This is a genomic window from Stenotrophomonas sp. YIM B06876, assembly GCF_030711595.1.
Taxonomy (GTDB): domain Bacteria; phylum Pseudomonadota; class Gammaproteobacteria; order Xanthomonadales; family Xanthomonadaceae; genus Stenotrophomonas.
Genome location: NZ_JAUJUJ010000007.1, coordinates 51,087 through 66,256 on the forward strand (window position 1 = coordinate 51,087; position 15,170 = coordinate 66,256).

The window sequence follows — 15,170 nt, forward strand, 5'->3', positions numbered from 1 at the left end:
GGCCGGCGCCCGCCTGCACCGTCCACCTGGAAAGCAGGCGCCCGTGACGGGCGCTGTCGATTACCAGCGCGGCGCCTTGGTCAACGGCGGCGCCTGGTGCTGGCGGTCGTAGGCGCGCAGTTCGTCGCGGATATGCGCGATGCGCTGGCGGCCAAGGGCGTTGCGGCCATCATCGAGCACCACGCCATCCAGCAACTCGCCCATGCGCTGCACCGTGGGCAGCATCTTTTCCCACGCATCAAGCGCGGTCAATGGTGCCGGCAGGGTCAGGAAGAACGCGATCGCCGGCGTTTCCATCTCGCGGATATGGGTCATGTCGAAGCTGCCGGGCTTCATGATGCTGGCCATGCTGAAAATCGGGCCGCGCTCGGAATGCCCTTCCAGCAGCCGGTGGAACACATTCATGTGCCCGAATACGAGCCCGGTCTTCTCGGCCGCCACCACGATGTCCTCGCCGCGCAGCATTTCACCGGCACGCGCGGCCACGTACAGCGACACGATCTTGTCGAAATCCTGGCTGACGCGCTTGCCCAGCTCGCTGGTGGTGCCGGGCGTGACTTCGGGCAAGCCGAGTTCGGGCTGGCTGACACCTTCTCCGGTTGCCAGATCACCGGCGGGAGCGGTCTCGGCATCGCCAGACAGTGCCGGTTCCTGACGCGTTTTTTCAGACTCGACCGGCTCGCGCCGTTTGCCCTGCACCGGCTTTTTCGGGCGCCCGAAAAGAAGGATGGCCGCCACCAGCAACAAGCCGGCGGCCAGGATGCCGATGCGAAGCAGTGCCATGTCGGACATTCAGTAAGGTCCCCGCCGTCTGTTCATTCACACAAGAATCGCACGTCAGGCCGCGCCCGCCAAACGCGCGGCTTCCTCCAGATCCACACTGACCAGGCGACTGACACCCGGCTCGCGCATGGTGACACCCGACAACTGCTGTGCAGCCTCCATCGTGGCCTTGTTGTGGCTGACGAACAGGAACTGCACTTTCTCGCTCATCTCCTTGACCATATTGGCCAGACGGCCGACGTTGGCCTCGTCCAGCGGTGCGTCCACCTCGTCGAGCAGGCAGAACGGGGCCGGGTTGAGCTGGAAGATCGCAAACACCAGCGCCACTGCGGTCATCGCCTTCTCACCACCGGACAGCAGCGAGATGCTCGACACCCGCTTGCCCGGCGGGCGCGCCATGATCGTCACCCCGGTATCGAGCAGGTCTTCGCCGGTCAATTCCAGATAGGCATGGCCGCCACCGAACAGGCGCGGGTACAGCTGTTGCACGCCGGCGTTGACGCGGTCGAAGGTGTCCTTGAAGCGGCCGCGGGTCTCGCGGTCGATCTTGCGGATGGCGTCCTCCAGTGTTTCCAGTGCAGTGGTCAGGTCGGTGTTCTGCGCATCCAGGTATTCCGACCGCTGCGAGGCCTCGCCGTATTCCTGGATCGCAGCCAGATTGACCGGCTCGAGCCGGCGCATGCGGCCATCGATCTGGTGCACGGCCTGCTCCCAATCGGACAGTCGCGCGTCTTCGGGCAGGCTGTTGATCACGTCCTCCAGCACGAAGCCGGCCTTTTCGACGGCCGCCGCCAGTTGCTCGGCGCTGAGCACCAGGGCCTGCTGGTCGAGCTTGCGCTGGGAAATACGCTCACGCTGGGCCAGCGCCTGTTCATCGCGTTGCTGACGGGTCTGCTCGTAGCCGCGCAACTGGGCATCGATGCCATCGAGCAAAGCCCGCGTTTCCGCCAGCACCCTGTCCACGCGCACGCGCTCACCCAGCGCATTCTGATGCTGCTCTTCGAGCAATTGCACCGGCGAATCGCCTTCATCCAGCTGCGCATGCAGCTCGCCCAGGCGGGAATCCAGTTGCCCGCGCTGGGTGCTCATGCGTTCCAGCGCCTGGCTCAGCGAGTTGATCTGTGCCCGTTGCGACTCCAGTGTCAGCGCCAGCGCGTGCATGCTGTCACGCACATTGCGCGCCGCATCGCGCGCCAGATCGCGGGCCTCGGCCAGCTGCCGGCGCTCGCTTTCCAGCGCGTGCCGCAGCGATTCCAGATCGCCCATGCTGGTGACCGCATCGTCCAGTCGCGCGCGCGCCTCGCGGGCCTGCTCGCGGCTGCTGTCCAGGGTCTCCAGCAGCTGCGCCACTTCGCCTTCGATGCGCTCGATCCGGGTCCGCGCCGCTTCCACCTTGCCCTGCTGGCTCTGCAGCTGCCCGGCCAGCTCGGAAACACTGCGGTGTGCCTGGTACAGCGCCCGCTGCGCATCCTCGCGATGCTGCTCGGCTGCCAGCATCTGCGCGCGGAAGCTGGCGTGGCGCTGCTCGAGCTCGCTTTCGCGATCCTGCAACGAATCGATCTGCTCGCGCAGGGTCACGATCTCGCGTTCGCGCAACAGCGCGCCCTGCTTGGCCGCGCCCGAGCGTGATACCCGCACCCAGCCCTCCCCCAGGCGTCCGCCCTCACGGGTGATGACCGAATCGCCTTCGCCGAGGGTGTGTTGCAGCGCCCGGGCGCCCGCAAGGTCTTCTGCGCCATGCAGACGCGCCAGCAGCCGCCGGATCGCCAGCGGCCCTTGCACCTTGGCTGCCAGCGAGGTCGGCGCGAAGCTGGCATCGCCGTGTTCGCCCGAGACCAGCGCGATGCGGCCATCGCCCAGTTCGGCCAGGGCCTCCACCAGCGATTCCGGCGCATCCACCAGCACCCCTTCGATCAGCTGTCCAAGCGCGCTCTCCACCGCGGTTTCCCAGCCACTCTCGACGCTGAGGCGCTCGCCCACGCGTGCGGCCGAATCCAGTCCGCGCGCCTTCAGCCATGCCACTGCCGCGCCCTGCTCCTGGCCCAGCGCCGCCTGCTGCAGGGTTTCCAGCGATGACAGCCGGCCGCGTGCAGCCTGGGCCTGCTTGCGCACTTCGGCCAGTTCAGTCTGGCTGGCGCGCTGTTGTTCCTGCAGCGCGGAAACCGCTTCGCGGCGCAGTTCGACCTGCTCGTTGAGCCCGTCCAGCGCGGTCTTCTGGGTTTCATGCTGCACCTGCAGCTGTTCCAAGGCCTCATCCAGCGCCTCAAGATCCAGCCCCGCGCGTTCGCCAATCAAACTCTCGCGGCGGCGATCGGCTTCCAGGATCTGGCGGTCGAGGTAATCGACCCGGGTGCGCTCCACTTCGCCCGAGCGCGACGCCTCGGAGGTCGTACGGGTATGGGATTCCCAGCGCTGTTGCCAATCGGCGAGGCGGGCTTCGGCCTCGCGCAGCGCTTCCTGGCGGAATTCGTTGTCTTCCTGCAATTGCTCCAGCTGCGGCTCGGCCAGGTCCACCGCTTCGCGCAGCACCCCCAACCTGGCCTCGTCGCCACTGATGTGCTGGCCCAGCTCGGCCAGTGCCTGCTGCGCCTCGGTACGCGCCTTGTGCAAACGCTGCGACATTTCGCGCTGATGCTGGATCTGCTGTTCGATCCGCGCCAGCGTGCTGCCGACCTGGTAGACGTCGGCCTGCGCCTTGCCCAGCGCCTCGGCCGCTTCTTCACGGTTGACGCGCCCGGTCTCGATCCGCGCCTCGGCATCGCGCTGCTCGGCAATGAGCTGCTGCAGCCGGGTTTCCTCCTGCGACAGCGCCTCGCGCAATCCGGACAGGCGCCCGTCCAGTCCGCGGTATTCCAGCGCTTTCCATTCGGCATCCTTGATCCGGCGCTCTTCCTGCAACCCCTGGTACTGCTCGGCCTGCCGCGCCTGGCGCTTGAGGTGCTCCAGCTGCTTGCCGATCTCCTCGCGCAGGTCGTTCAGCCGGTCCAGGTTCTCGCGGGTATGGCGGATGCGGGTTTCGGTTTCCTTGCGGCGCTCCTTGTACTTGGAAATGCCGGCGGCTTCTTCCAGATACACGCGCAGGTCTTCCGGACGCGCCTCGATGATCTGGCTGATCATGCCCTGCTCGATGATCGAGTAGCTGCGCGGCCCCAGCCCGGTCCCCAGGAACAGGTCGGTGATGTCACGTCGGCGGCACTTGGTGCCATTGAGGTAGTAATTGCTGGTGCCGTCGCGACTGACCAGGCGTTTGACCGAGATCTCGTTGAACGAGGCGTACTCGCCGGTGATGGTGTGGTCGGAGTTGTCGAAAATCAGCTCCACCGTGGCCTGCGATACCGGTTTGCGCGCGGACGAGCCGGAGAAGATCACGTCGGTCAGCGAATCACCACGCAGCCGGCTGGCCGAGCTTTCGCCCATCACCCAACGCACCGCATCGATGATGTTGGATTTGCCACACCCGTTCGGACCGACCACCCCGGTCATATTGGTAGGCAGATGCAAGGTGGTGGGATCGACGAACGACTTGAAACCGGAAAGTTTGATCGTGGATAGACGCATGGGATCTGGGTTTTTCCGGGCGGTGGCGGCCGCAGGCCAGCGCCGAAGGTGAATGTCCGGATGTCTTTTCCGACCTCAAGCCTTTGATCCCCACTGGATTTCAAGGCGTCGATGGCGGCGCGAGTGGCTGAGTATAGCGACACCGCAGCGCGTCCCGCCGATCGGCGGCCGGAAAAACAAAAAGGGCGCCTTGCGGCGCCCTTTTCCTGCCATCAGGCAGTTGTGATCAGGCTTCCGCCTCGACCACGACCTTGACGGTGGTTTCCACGTCGGCGTGCAGGTGAATGGTCACCTCGTACTCGCCCACATTGCGGAAAGCGCCCTCGCCCAGGATGACTTCGCTCTTTTCCAGCGGCAGGCCAGCGGCGGTGAACGCCTCGGCGATGTCGCGCGGGCCAACCGAGCCGTACAGCTTGCCTTCGGTGGACGCGTTGGCAGCGATGGTGACGCTCTTGCCTTCCAGCTTGACCTTGCGGGCTTCGGCGTCGGCGTGGATCGACTGGGCCTTGGCCTCGTAATCGGCACGCTTGGCTTCGAACTCGGCAATGTTGGCCGTGGTGGCCGGAACGGCCTTGCCGGTCGGCACCAGGAAGTTGCGGCCGTAACCCGGCTTGACGTCGACCAGGTCGCCCAGGCCGCCAAGGTTGGTTACTTTCTGCAGAAGAATCAGCTTCATTGTGTTGCTCCGTTATTCGTTAGCGACAGCCGGGGGCCGCCGCAACGCTTGCTGTCCGAATAGGACGGTCAGGATTCCAGCGCCTTGCAGCGTCCGCTACCGGTGGCAGGCCTGAAGACCTGCACATCAAGCGGCGGACACTGCCGGGAGTGCGGATCAGACGTCGTGGTTGTCGGTGTACGGGATCAGGGCCAGGAAACGGGCGCGCTTGACGGCCGTTGCCAGCTGGCGCTGGTACTTCGACTTGGTACCGGTCACGCGGCTCGGCACGATCTTGCCGTTCTCGGTGAGGTACTGGCGCAGGGTGTTGAGATCCTTGTAATCGATCTCCTTCACACCTTCAGCCGTGAATTTGCAGAACTTGCGACGACGGAAGAACTTGGACATGGCAGTGCTCCTTAGGCGGCAGAGACGGCGTTGTCGCCGTCAGCATCGGTTTCGGCGGCCGGTGCGGCTTCGCCTTCTTCATCGTCACGACGACGACGCTCGCCACGCTCGGGCTTCTCGCCCTTCTCGTCCTTGCTCTTCATGATCAGCGACTGCTCGGTATCCGGGCCGTCACGCTTGATGACCAGGTTGCGCAGCACGGCGTCGTTGAAGCGGAAGCTTTCCACCAGCTCGCTCAGCACGGCCTGGTCGGCTTCGATGTTCAACATCACGTAGTGGGCCTTCACCAGGTTCTGGATCGGGTACGCCAGCTGACGGCGGCCCCAGTCTTCCAGGCGGTGGATGGTGCCGTTGCCGTTCTCGACCAGCGCCTTGTAGCGCTCGATCATCGCCGGGACCTGCTCGCTCTGGTCCGGATGGACCAGGAACACGATTTCGTAATGACGACTCATGTTTTTCTACCTTTCGGATGTGGCCCGCAAGGGCCGGACAGCCCCCCGCAGGCCAAGGCGGCATACGGTGGAGCAAGGGTTCCCGCGCCACCAGGGCGCAGGAAGCCGCAAATTATGGCAGGTCGGGAACGTGCCTACAAGCAACCAACCGGGCATCGCAGCCAGACAAGCGACCCGGCCGGTGACGCGGGAGGGGGCCGTAAAGCGGTCGCGGCGGTTACCGCGGCGCGGCGCGTGCGGTGGAATCCAGCCCGTCGCTGCAGCAGCGCACCCGGATGCGGCCGCAGGCCGCCACCAGGCGAGTCCGCACGGGCTCAGGCCTTGTCGGCATCCGCGGTGAAGCTCTCGCCACAGCCGCATTCGGCGGTGGCATTCGGGTTCCTGAAAATGAACGTCTCGCTCAGCCCCTGCTTGCCGAAGTCGATTTCGGTGCCATCGACCAGCGCCAGACTGTCGGCGTCCACATAGATGCGAACGCCCTCCTGCTCAAATACGGTGTCGCCGTCTTTCTGCTCACGCGCCAGATCGGTGACATGCCCCCAGCCGGAGCAGCCGGTGCGGGTCACGCCAAAACGCAGGCCGAGCGCGCCGGGGCTCTGCTCGACGAAACGCTGCACGCGGGCGAAGGCGACGGGGGTGAGATGAACAGCCATGGCAAACCAACTCCAGCAGAATACGCAATGATTATAGGGCCTGGGCCTGGTTGCCGCCGGTGGCGGAAGCACAAATGCCTCGCAAGGGTGAGCCGGCAACCGCTAAACTCCCGCATTCACAGATCGAGTCGATCAGCAGAGGATTCAAGTCATGACGGTGGTCAGCGTTGAACATGCGCTTGCCGGGAAGATCCCGGAAGGCGGCGAAGTAACAGTCCGAGGTTGGGTCCGCACCCGGCGTGACTCCAAAGCCGGCCTGAGCTTCGTCAATGTCAGCGACGGCTCCTGCTTCGCCCCGATCCAGGTGGTGGTACCGGCCGACCTGCCGAACTACGACAGTGAAGTGAAGCGACTGACCGCCGGCTGCTCCGTGATCGCCCGCGGCAAGCTGGTCGCCTCGCAGGGCCAGGGCCAGGGGTTCGAGATCCAGGCCGAGGCGGTGGAAGTGGTGGGCTGGGTCGAAGACCCGGAAACCTATCCGATCCAGCCCAAGGCGCACTCGCTGGAGTTCCTGCGCGAAGTGGCGCACCTGCGCCCGCGCACCAACCTGTTCGGCGCGGTGACCCGCATCCGCAACTGCCTGTCGCAGGCCGTGCACCGGTTCTTCCACCACAACGGCTTCAACTGGATCAGCACCCCGATCATCACCACCTCCGACGCCGAGGGCGCCGGGCAGATGTTCCGCGTCTCCACGCTGGATATGGTCAACCTGCCGCGCACCGACAAGGGCGAGGTCGATTTCAGCCGCGATTTCTTCGGCAAGGAAACCTTCCTGACCGTATCGGGCCAGCTCAACGTGGAGGCCTACTGCCTGGCGTTGAGCAAGGTCTACACCTTCGGGCCGACCTTCCGCGCCGAGAACAGCCACACCACCCGCCACCTGGCCGAGTTCTGGATGATCGAGCCGGAAATCGCGTTCGCCGATCTGGCTGAAAACGCACGGCTGGCCGAACAGTTCCTGAAATACCTGTTCCGCGCGGTGCTGGACGAGCGCGGCGACGACCTGGCGTTCCTGGCCGAGCGCGTGGACAAGAACGCGATCACCAAGCTGGAAGCCTTCATCAACGCGCCGTTCGAGCAGATCGACTACGGCGAGGCGATCCGGCTGCTGCAGAACTCGGGCAGGAAGTTCGATTACCCGGTCGAATGGGGCCTGGACCTGCAGACCGAACACGAGCGCTGGTTGACCGAAGAACACATCGGCCGTCCGGTGGTGGTGACCAACTATCCCGAGCACATCAAGGCGTTCTACATGCGCCTGAACGACGACGGCAAGACCGTCGCGGCGATGGACGTGCTGGCGCCGGGTATCGGCGAAATCATCGGCGGCAGCCAGCGCGAAGAGCGTCTGGATGTCCTCGATGCGCGCATGGCCCAGTTCGGCCTGGACCGGGAGCACTACGGCTGGTATCGCGATTTCCGCCGTTACGGCTCGGTGCCGCATGCCGGCTTCGGCCTCGGCTTCGAACGGCTGGTGGTGTACGTCTGCGGGCTGAGCAATATCCGCGACGCCATCCCCTACCCGCGCGCACCGGGCTCTGCGGAGTTCTGATCAACCGATGCCGGTTAGGAGGCTGCGATGACCCTGTTTTTTGCACTCTGTTTCGTTGCGGTGGCAATTGCCGGGGTCAGCGCCTTCCTCATTTTCTGGCCCCTCACCCTGATCCATATCCGCGACCGTCACCCCGCGCTGGCCGAACAGTTCGGCCCCGGCGCCTTCCTCAAGCCGGCGTCATTGCGCTGGCTGGGCAGGCGCAGCTATCGCCAGCTTGGCGACCGCTCGCTGTCCGGGCTGGCGACGCCGGCGCTTGTCGCACTGGGCGCCACGGTGTTCGGCATCGGCATGGCGCTGGCGCTGTGGCTGCTCTCACAGGTATTTGCATGAACGATTCCGAAAAAACCGTTGACCAATGGTGGCTGGCCAGTCTGGGCAACACCCTGATCTGGGCGCGCCTGCGCACCCGTCCCGCCGGTACCGCCGAGGTGCTGGACAGCGACGGCAACACCCTGAGCTACGACAGCGAAGACACCGCCCGCGCGGCGTTGTTCGACGCCGAGTTCGTCGCATTTGGCGGCCTCGACGAAGAAGACGCGCTGATCCGGGGCTTCTCGCTGCATGAAGTGCAGCCCCCGCAGGCCGACAGTGACGACGCACTGCGCGGACGCATGGTGCAGAGCCTGGGCGCCCGCGCCTGAGAGCTTTCATGCCCAATCCGGCCCGCTGCACTGCCACCACCCGGAAGTCACGCGCGCGACCTGCGTGCGCGGCTGAAGGCGGCGGCCAGCGCCGTGTGCCACTCGCCTCGGCATACCGGCTGGGCTGCGACAGCCGCTGCCACCCCCTCTACTCCCCCGACGACGCCACGCCCCCTGCGCAGCGCCTTCCCCTTTTCCACGTCCGGGACCACACCGCATGAAAGACATCCACCAGCTGCTGCAGAACAACCGCGAATGGGCCGAGCGCCAGGTGCAGGAAGACCCGGAGTTCTTCCACAAACTGTCCACCCAGCAGAACCCCGAGTATCTGTGGATCGGCTGTTCGGATTCGCGCGTGCCGGCCAACCAGATCATCGACATGGCTCCGGGCGAAGTGTTCGTGCATCGCAACGTTGCCAACGTGGTGGTGCATACCGACCTGAACTGCCTGAGCGCAATCCAGTACGGCGTGGACCAGCTGAAGATCAAGCACATCCTGATCGTGGGCCATTACGGCTGCGGTGGTGTGCATGCCGCGCTCAACAACACCCGCGTGGGGCTGGTGGACAACTGGCTGCGCCACGTCGGTGATGTCGCCTCCAAGCACGCCGATCTGCTGGCGCGGATCGATGATCCGGAAATACGGCATGCCCGCCTGTGCGAGCTCAACGTGATCGAGCAGGTGGTCAACGTCTGCCACACCACCGTCGTCAACGACGCCTGGGAACGCGGCCAGAAGCTGATGGTGCACGGCTGGGTCTACAGCCTGCGCGACGGCAAGGTGCGCGAGATGGGCATCGACGTCGGCAGCGCCGATGACCTGCTGCCGGCCTATGCCCGGGCCCTGGCCCATGTGCCGCGCCAGGGCCGCCGCGACTGACTCCCCCTCTTCCCCCCAGCACAGGCGTTCGCCCCATGCTTGCTTCCCCCCTCAATCTGCAGGCATGGATCGACCAGAACCGCCACCTGCTCAAGCCGCCGGTGGGCAACAAGGTCATCGACAACGGCGACTTCATCGTGATGGTCGTCGGCGGCCCCAACAACCGCAGCGACTATCACTGGGATGCCGGCCCGGAATGGTTCCACCAGCTCGAAGGCGAGATGGTGCTGCGGGTGCAGGAAGATGGCGCGGTGCGCGATATTCCGATCCGCGCCGGCGAAATTTTCCTGTTGCCGGGTGGCGTGCCGCATTCGCCGCAACGCATGCCCGGCTCGGTCGGGCTGGTGGTCGAGCGCAAGCGGCTGGCGCATGAGCGCGACGGCTTCATGTGGTTCTGCCCGCAGTGCAACCACAAGCTCTACGAAGAGTTCTTCACCCTGGAGAACATCGAGACCGACCTGCCCAAGGTGTTCGACCGTTTCCACGGCTCGCTGGAGCATCGCACCTGCAACAAATGCGGCACGCTGCATCCGCTGCCGCAACCGGCGACGCACGACAGCTGAGCCGCGGCTCTCACCCGGCTGGTCAGAGCACCGGCAGCAACCACGGGCCGGCAGGTAAACTGCCGCTTCGTCCGAACGCAGCCCACGCAGATGACTGACACGCTATCCCGCACCCACGCCATCGCCCTTGATGCCGCCGACCCGCTGAAGCCGCTGCGCGGCGAGTTCATTTTCCCGCAGCACCAGGGCGCAGACCAGACCTACTTCGTCGGCAATTCCCTCGGCCTGCAGCCGCGCGGCGCCCGGGCGATGGTGCAGGAAGTGATGGACCTGTGGGGCAGCATCGCCGTTGAAGGCCACTTCACCGGGCCGACCCGCTGGATGGGCTACCACCGCCTGGTGGCCGAATCGCTGGCGCGCGTGGTCGGCGCGCAGCCCACGGAAGTGGTGGCGATGAACACGCTCAGCGTGAACCTGCATCTGATGATGGTCAGTTTCTACCGGCCCACCGCCGAGCGCCCGGCAATCCTGATCGAAGCCGGTGCATTTCCCACCGACCGCCATGCGGTGGAAGCGCAGATCCGTTTCCATGGTTTCAACCCGGCTACCGACCTGATCGAAGTGCAGCCCGACGAGGCCAATGGCACGATCTCGATGCAGGCCATCGAACGCGCGATCGGCGAGCACGGCAAGCGCCTGGCGCTGGTGCTGTGGCCCGGCGTGCAGTACCGCAGCGGGCAGGCATTCGACCTGGCCGCGATCACCCGGCTGGCGCGGGCCCAAGGTGCCAACGTCGGTTTCGACCTGGCCCATTCGGTGGGCAACCTGCCGCTGTCGCTGCATGACAACGGCGCCGACTTCGCCGTGTGGTGCCACTACAAGTACCTCAACGCCGGCCCCGGCGCAGTGGCCGGCTGCTTCGTGCACGAACGCCATGCCCGCGACACCGGCCTGCCGCGCTTTGCCGGCTGGTGGGGCCACGAGGAAGCCTCGCGTTTCCAGATGGCGCCGCAGTTCGTGCCCGCAGTCGGCGCCGAAGGCTGGCAGCTGAGCAACCCGCCGGTGCTGGGGCTGGCGCCCCTGCGCGCCTCGCTGGCCCTGTTCGACCAGGCCGGCATGGAAGCGCTGCGGCGCAAATCGCTGCAGTTGACCGGCTTCCTCGAAGCGCTGGTGCAGCACCGCCTGGCGCATGTGCTGCAGATCGTCACACCGTCGCAAGCCGAACGCCGTGGCTGCCAGCTGTCATTGCGCGTGCTCGGCGGCCGCGAACAGGGCCGCGCCCTGTTTGAATACCTGCAGTCGGTCGGCGTGCTGGGCGATTGGCGCGAACCGGACGTGATCCGCATCTCCCCCACCCCGATGTACAACCGCTACCGCGACGTCTACCGCTTCGTCGAGGAAGTGGAAACGTGGGCGGGCGTATAACCCTTTCCGGACCATCGCATTGACCGTTGAAAACCCGCGTTCCCTGACCATCATCGGCGCCGGCCTGGCCGGCTCCCTGCTCGCCATCCTGTTGTCACGGCAGGGCTGGCAGATCACCATTTACGAACGCCGCGGCGACCCGCGCATCGCCGATTACGAGTCCGGCCGCTCGATCAACCTGGCGCTGGCCGAACGCGGCCGCAACGCGCTGCGCCAGGCCGGCGTGGAAGCGGAGGTGATGGCCAAGACGGTGATGATGCGCGGGCGCATGGTGCATGCCCGCGATGGCAGCCAGGAACTGCAGCGCTACGGCCGCGATGACAGCGAAGTCATCTGGTCGGTGCATCGCCGCGACCTCAACACCACCTTGCTGCAGCTGGCCGAACAGGCCGGGACGAAGATCCACTTCCACCGCCGCCTGCACACCGTGGATTTCGACGCCGGCTACGCCCGCTTCATCGACGACCGCGACGACCAGCCGCACGACATCCACTTCAACACGCCGTTGATCGGGGCCGACGGTGCCGGCTCGGCGCTGCGCGCGGCGATGAACCGAAAATCGCCGCTGGGCGAGCACACCGAGTTTCTCGACCACTCCTACAAGGAGCTTGAAATACCGCCCGGCCCGACCGGCGGTTTCCAGATCGAGCCGCACGCGCTGCATATCTGGCCGCGCGGACGTTACATGTGCATCGCCCTGCCCAATGACGAAGGCACGTTCACCGTCACCGTGTTCCTGCCCAACGAGGGCGACCCCAGTTTTGCCAGCGTGCGCAACGGCATCGAGGCCGAAGCGCTGTTCCAGCGCGACTTCGCCGACGCGCTGCCACTGATCCCGGATCTGCACCATGACTGGGAACAGCATCCGCCCGGCCTGCTCGGCACGCTGTACCTGGACCGCTGGCACCTGCGCGGGCGCGCGGTGCTGCTCGGCGATGCCGCCCATGCCATGGTGCCGTTCCACGGCCAGGGCATGAACTGCGCATTCGAGGACTGTGTGGCATTGGCGCGCATGCTGCAGCAAAACGATTCGGTGGAATCCGCATTTGCCGCGTTCCAGGCCGAGCGCAAGCCCAACGCCGCCGCCATCCAGCAGATGGCGCTGGACAACTACATCGAGATGCGTGACCAGGTGGCCGATCCAGCCTTCCTGCTACAGCGCGAGCTGGAACAGGCACTACAGGCACGCTGGCCCACCCGTTTCGTGCCGCACTACACGATGGTGACCTTCCTGCACACGCCCTATGCCGTGGCGCTGGAGCGCACCCGCATCCAGCAACGCATTCTTGCCGACGCCACCGCCGGCCACACCACACTTGAACATATGGACTGGGCCGCGTTGGAGCAGATCATCCATGCCCAGCTGCCGGTTCTGGAAGGAGCGCACTGATGGCGCACCCCAGTACCGTTCCGGTCGCGTATGAACGATGCCGTCGCCACGGCTGACATAAACGAATAGCCGACGGTAAAAACCAACATGCCAGACTCCTTCCTCTTCTACGACCTGGAAACCTTCGGTCAGGACCCGCGCCGCACCCGCATCGCCCAGTTCGCGGCGGTACGCACCAATGCCGAGCTGGAAGTGATCGACGAGCCGGTCAGCTTCTACGTCAAGCCAGCCGATGACCTGCTGCCCTCGCCCGTGGCCACGCTGATCACCGGCATCACCCCGCAGCACGCGCTGGCCGAAGGCGTCAGCGAGGCCGAGGCCTTCGCCCGCATCAACGACCTGATGAGCCGGCCGCAGACCTGCACGCTGGGCTATAACACCCTGCGTTTTGACGACGAGTTCGTCCGCTACGGGTTGTTCCGCAACTTCTTCGATCCCTACGAGCGCGAATGGCGCAGCGGCAATTCGCGCTGGGACCTGCTGGACATGCTGCGGCTGGTGCACGCACTGCGCCCGGACGGCATCGAATGGCCGCAGCGCGAGGACGGCGCCACCTCGTTCAAGCTCGAACACCTGGCCATCGCCAACAACGTGCGCGAAGGCGACGCCCATGAAGCGCTGTCCGACGTCTACGCCACCATCGGCATGGCCCGCCGCTTCAAGCAGGCGCAGCCGCGCATGTGGGACTACGCGCTGAAGCTGCGCGACAAGCGCTTTGTCGCCAGCCTGCTGGACGTGGTGGCGATGACGCCGGTGCTGCACATCTCCATGCGCTACCCGGCCAACCGGCTGTGCGCCGCACCCGTGCTGCCGCTGACCCGCCACCCGCACATCAGCAACCGGGTGATCGTGTTCGATCTGGAAGGCGACGTGCAGCAGCTGCTGGACCTGTCGGCCGAGGAGATCGCCGCGCGCCTGTACACCCGCGCCGCCGACCTGCCAGAGGGCCAGCAGCGCGTGCCGCTGAAGGAAGTGCATCTGAACAAGGTGCCGGCGCTGGTCGCCTGGAACCACCTGCGCGCGCCTGACTTCGAACGTCTGGCCATCGATCCAGCGGCCATCGAGGCCAAGGTCGAACAGCTGCGTGCGCTAGGCCCGGAACTGGCCGAGAAGGTGCGCTGCGTGTTCGCCGGCGAGCGCCCGGCCGGTCCGGTCGATGCCGACGCCTCGCTCTACGACGGCTTCCTGGCCGACGGCGACAAGGCGCTGATGCCCAAGGTGCGCACCGCTCCGCCCGAAGCGCTGGCCGAGCTGGAAGGCCGCTTCCGCGACCCACGCCTGCCCGAACTGCTGTTCCGCTATCGCGCCCGCAACCATCCGCACACGCTGCAGAGCGAGGACCGCGCACGCTGGGACGACTACCGCCGCCTGCGCCTGTTCGATGAGGCCGCCCGCCTGGGCGAGCAGACCCTGCCGCAGTATTTCGCGCAGATCGAGCAGTTGTGCGCCGAACACCACGACCAACCCGAGCGCCTCGCCCTGCTGGAGCACCTGCAGCAGTGGGGCCAGCACCTGCAGCAATCGCTATGACCGCCTATTTTTCCGACGCCAGCTTCAAGTTCCTGCGTGGGCTGGCCGCGCACAACGACAAGACCTGGTTCAACGACCACAAGGCGCAGTACGAAGCGCATGTGCGCCAGCCGTTCCTGCGCCTGATCGCCGACCTGCAGCCGGACATCGAAGCGATCAGCCCGCATTTCCGCGCCGATCCGCGCACCGTGGGCGGCTCGCTGTACCGCATCCAGCGCGATGCACGTTTTTCCAACGACAAATCGCCGTACAAGACCTGGCAGGGCGCGCGCTTCTATCACGAGCGCCGCCGCCTGCAGATCGTGCCGCTGTTCTATCTGCACCTGCAGCCGGGCAACTGTTTCCTCGGCGGCGGCCTGTGGCATCCCGAACCGGACAGCATGCGCAAAGTGCGGCAGTTCATTTTCGACAACCCGGCCAGCTGGGAGCGCGCGGTGCGCGACCCGGCCATCACCCGCCGCTTCGAAATGGAAACCGACGAGAAGCTGCAGCGGCCGCCGCGCGGCTACCCGGCCGATCACCCACACATCGAGGATCTGAAACAGCGCAACTGGGTGTATTCGCGCCCGCTGACCGAAGCGCAGATGTGCAGCCCGCAGCTGCGCCAGACCCTGGTCAAGGATTACACCACGCTGGCGCCGTTCATCGACTACCTGTGCGCGGCACTGGATCTGGAGTTCTGATCGGGCCCCGCTTCACCCCGCCTGCCACTGTAACGCCGGGCTTTTTGCTCGGTT

General features: G+C 65.8%; 15 protein-coding genes. 9 read left to right on the forward strand and 6 right to left on the reverse strand.

Annotated elements, in window-relative coordinates; translation table 11 throughout:
- Positions 1 to 60 precede the first annotated feature (60 nt).
- From zipA to QZH66_RS05095, 6 genes are all read right to left on the reverse strand, one after another.
- Positions 61 to 792 carry a cell division protein ZipA gene (gene zipA / locus QZH66_RS05070; protein ID WP_305804875.1) on the reverse strand — a complete coding sequence of 244 codons (732 nt, stop codon included), beginning with the start codon at positions 790 to 792 and terminating at the stop codon, positions 61 to 63.
- A gap of 45 nt (positions 793 to 837) precedes the next feature.
- The gene (gene smc, locus QZH66_RS05075; RefSeq protein WP_305804876.1) at positions 838 to 4,341 is read right to left on the reverse strand and encodes a chromosome segregation protein SMC; all 3,504 of its coding nucleotides are present in this window, start codon (positions 4,339 to 4,341) and stop codon (positions 838 to 840) included.
- A gap of 226 nt (positions 4,342 to 4,567) precedes the next feature.
- Positions 4,568 to 5,017: a 50S ribosomal protein L9 gene (gene rplI / locus QZH66_RS05080; protein WP_305804877.1), complete on the reverse strand. Its 450-nt coding sequence runs from the start codon at positions 5,015 to 5,017 to the stop codon at positions 4,568 to 4,570.
- Positions 5,018 to 5,173: 156 nt separating this feature from the next.
- Positions 5,174 to 5,404 (reverse strand): 30S ribosomal protein S18, encoded by a 231-nt coding sequence (gene rpsR / locus QZH66_RS05085; protein WP_002804494.1) that lies wholly within the window; start codon positions 5,402 to 5,404, stop codon positions 5,174 to 5,176.
- Between the two features lie 11 nt (positions 5,405 to 5,415).
- A complete protein-coding gene (gene rpsF, locus QZH66_RS05090; protein ID WP_305804878.1) occupies positions 5,416 to 5,856 on the reverse strand; it encodes a 30S ribosomal protein S6 in 441 nt (146 codons plus the stop codon).
- A gap of 314 nt (positions 5,857 to 6,170) precedes the next feature.
- The gene (locus QZH66_RS05095) at positions 6,171 to 6,509 is read right to left on the reverse strand and encodes an iron-sulfur cluster assembly accessory protein (protein ID WP_305804879.1); all 339 of its coding nucleotides are present in this window, start codon (positions 6,507 to 6,509) and stop codon (positions 6,171 to 6,173) included.
- A 151-nt stretch (positions 6,510 to 6,660) separates the two neighbouring features.
- On the opposite strand from QZH66_RS05095, the gene asnS reads away from it, so the two are divergent.
- The 9 genes from asnS to QZH66_RS05140 all read left to right on the forward strand — a co-directional run bounded on the left by asnS (position 6,661) and on the right by QZH66_RS05140 (position 15,116).
- Positions 6,661 to 8,061, forward strand: coding sequence for an asparagine--tRNA ligase (gene asnS, locus QZH66_RS05100; protein WP_305804880.1), 1,401 nt, complete (start codon positions 6,661 to 6,663; stop codon positions 8,059 to 8,061).
- 27 nt (positions 8,062 to 8,088) lie between these two features.
- Complete coding sequence (locus QZH66_RS05105; protein WP_305804881.1) at positions 8,089 to 8,394, forward strand: hypothetical protein; 306 nt, start codon at positions 8,089 to 8,091, stop codon at positions 8,392 to 8,394.
- Positions 8,391 to 8,705, forward strand: coding sequence for a hypothetical protein (locus tag QZH66_RS05110; RefSeq protein WP_305804882.1), 315 nt, complete (start codon positions 8,391 to 8,393; stop codon positions 8,703 to 8,705). Before QZH66_RS05105 ends, QZH66_RS05110 begins: the two co-directional genes overlap by 4 nt.
- A gap of 217 nt (positions 8,706 to 8,922) precedes the next feature.
- Positions 8,923 to 9,585, forward strand: a complete 663-nt coding sequence (can, locus tag QZH66_RS05115) for a carbonate dehydratase (protein ID WP_305804883.1) — start codon at positions 8,923 to 8,925, stop codon at positions 9,583 to 9,585.
- A gap of 35 nt (positions 9,586 to 9,620) precedes the next feature.
- Positions 9,621 to 10,148, forward strand: coding sequence for a 3-hydroxyanthranilate 3,4-dioxygenase (locus tag QZH66_RS05120; RefSeq protein ID WP_305804884.1), 528 nt, complete (start codon positions 9,621 to 9,623; stop codon positions 10,146 to 10,148).
- Positions 10,149 to 10,238: 90 nt separating this feature from the next.
- A complete protein-coding gene (gene kynU / locus QZH66_RS05125) occupies positions 10,239 to 11,513 on the forward strand; it encodes a kynureninase (RefSeq protein ID WP_305804885.1) in 1,275 nt (424 codons plus the stop codon).
- A 19-nt stretch (positions 11,514 to 11,532) separates the two neighbouring features.
- Positions 11,533 to 12,903, forward strand: coding sequence for an NAD(P)/FAD-dependent oxidoreductase (locus QZH66_RS05130; protein ID WP_305804886.1), 1,371 nt, complete (start codon positions 11,533 to 11,535; stop codon positions 12,901 to 12,903).
- Between the two features lie 87 nt (positions 12,904 to 12,990).
- Positions 12,991 to 14,433 carry an exodeoxyribonuclease I gene (sbcB, locus tag QZH66_RS05135; RefSeq protein WP_305804887.1) on the forward strand — a complete coding sequence of 481 codons (1,443 nt, stop codon included), beginning with the start codon at positions 12,991 to 12,993 and terminating at the stop codon, positions 14,431 to 14,433.
- Positions 14,430 to 15,116 (forward strand): DUF2461 domain-containing protein, encoded by a 687-nt coding sequence (locus QZH66_RS05140; protein WP_305804888.1) that lies wholly within the window; start codon positions 14,430 to 14,432, stop codon positions 15,114 to 15,116. The genes sbcB and QZH66_RS05140 overlap by 4 nt, the downstream gene beginning before the upstream one ends.
- Positions 15,117 to 15,170 lie beyond the last annotated feature (54 nt).

Coding starts and splice junctions, on each gene's coding strand:
- zipA (WP_305804875.1), bottom strand. CDS start 792: ATGTCCGACATGGCACTGCTTCGCATCGGCATCCTGGCCGCCGGCTTG.
- smc (WP_305804876.1), bottom strand. CDS start 4,341: ATGCGTCTATCCACGATCAAACTTTCCGGTTTCAAGTCGTTCGTCGAT.
- rplI (WP_305804877.1), bottom strand. CDS start 5,017: ATGAAGCTGATTCTTCTGCAGAAAGTAACCAACCTTGGCGGCCTGGGC.
- rpsR (WP_002804494.1), bottom strand. CDS start 5,404: ATGTCCAAGTTCTTCCGTCGTCGCAAGTTCTGCAAATTCACGGCTGAA.
- rpsF (WP_305804878.1), bottom strand. CDS start 5,856: ATGAGTCGTCATTACGAAATCGTGTTCCTGGTCCATCCGGACCAGAGC.
- QZH66_RS05095 (WP_305804879.1), bottom strand. CDS start 6,509: ATGGCTGTTCATCTCACCCCCGTCGCCTTCGCCCGCGTGCAGCGTTTC.
- asnS (WP_305804880.1), top strand. CDS start 6,661: ATGACGGTGGTCAGCGTTGAACATGCGCTTGCCGGGAAGATCCCGGAA.
- QZH66_RS05105 (WP_305804881.1), top strand. CDS start 8,089: ATGACCCTGTTTTTTGCACTCTGTTTCGTTGCGGTGGCAATTGCCGGG.
- QZH66_RS05110 (WP_305804882.1), top strand. CDS start 8,391: ATGAACGATTCCGAAAAAACCGTTGACCAATGGTGGCTGGCCAGTCTG.
- can (WP_305804883.1), top strand. CDS start 8,923: ATGAAAGACATCCACCAGCTGCTGCAGAACAACCGCGAATGGGCCGAG.
- QZH66_RS05120 (WP_305804884.1), top strand. CDS start 9,621: ATGCTTGCTTCCCCCCTCAATCTGCAGGCATGGATCGACCAGAACCGC.
- kynU (WP_305804885.1), top strand. CDS start 10,239: ATGACTGACACGCTATCCCGCACCCACGCCATCGCCCTTGATGCCGCC.
- sbcB (WP_305804887.1), top strand. CDS start 12,991: ATGCCAGACTCCTTCCTCTTCTACGACCTGGAAACCTTCGGTCAGGAC.
- QZH66_RS05140 (WP_305804888.1), top strand. CDS start 14,430: ATGACCGCCTATTTTTCCGACGCCAGCTTCAAGTTCCTGCGTGGGCTG.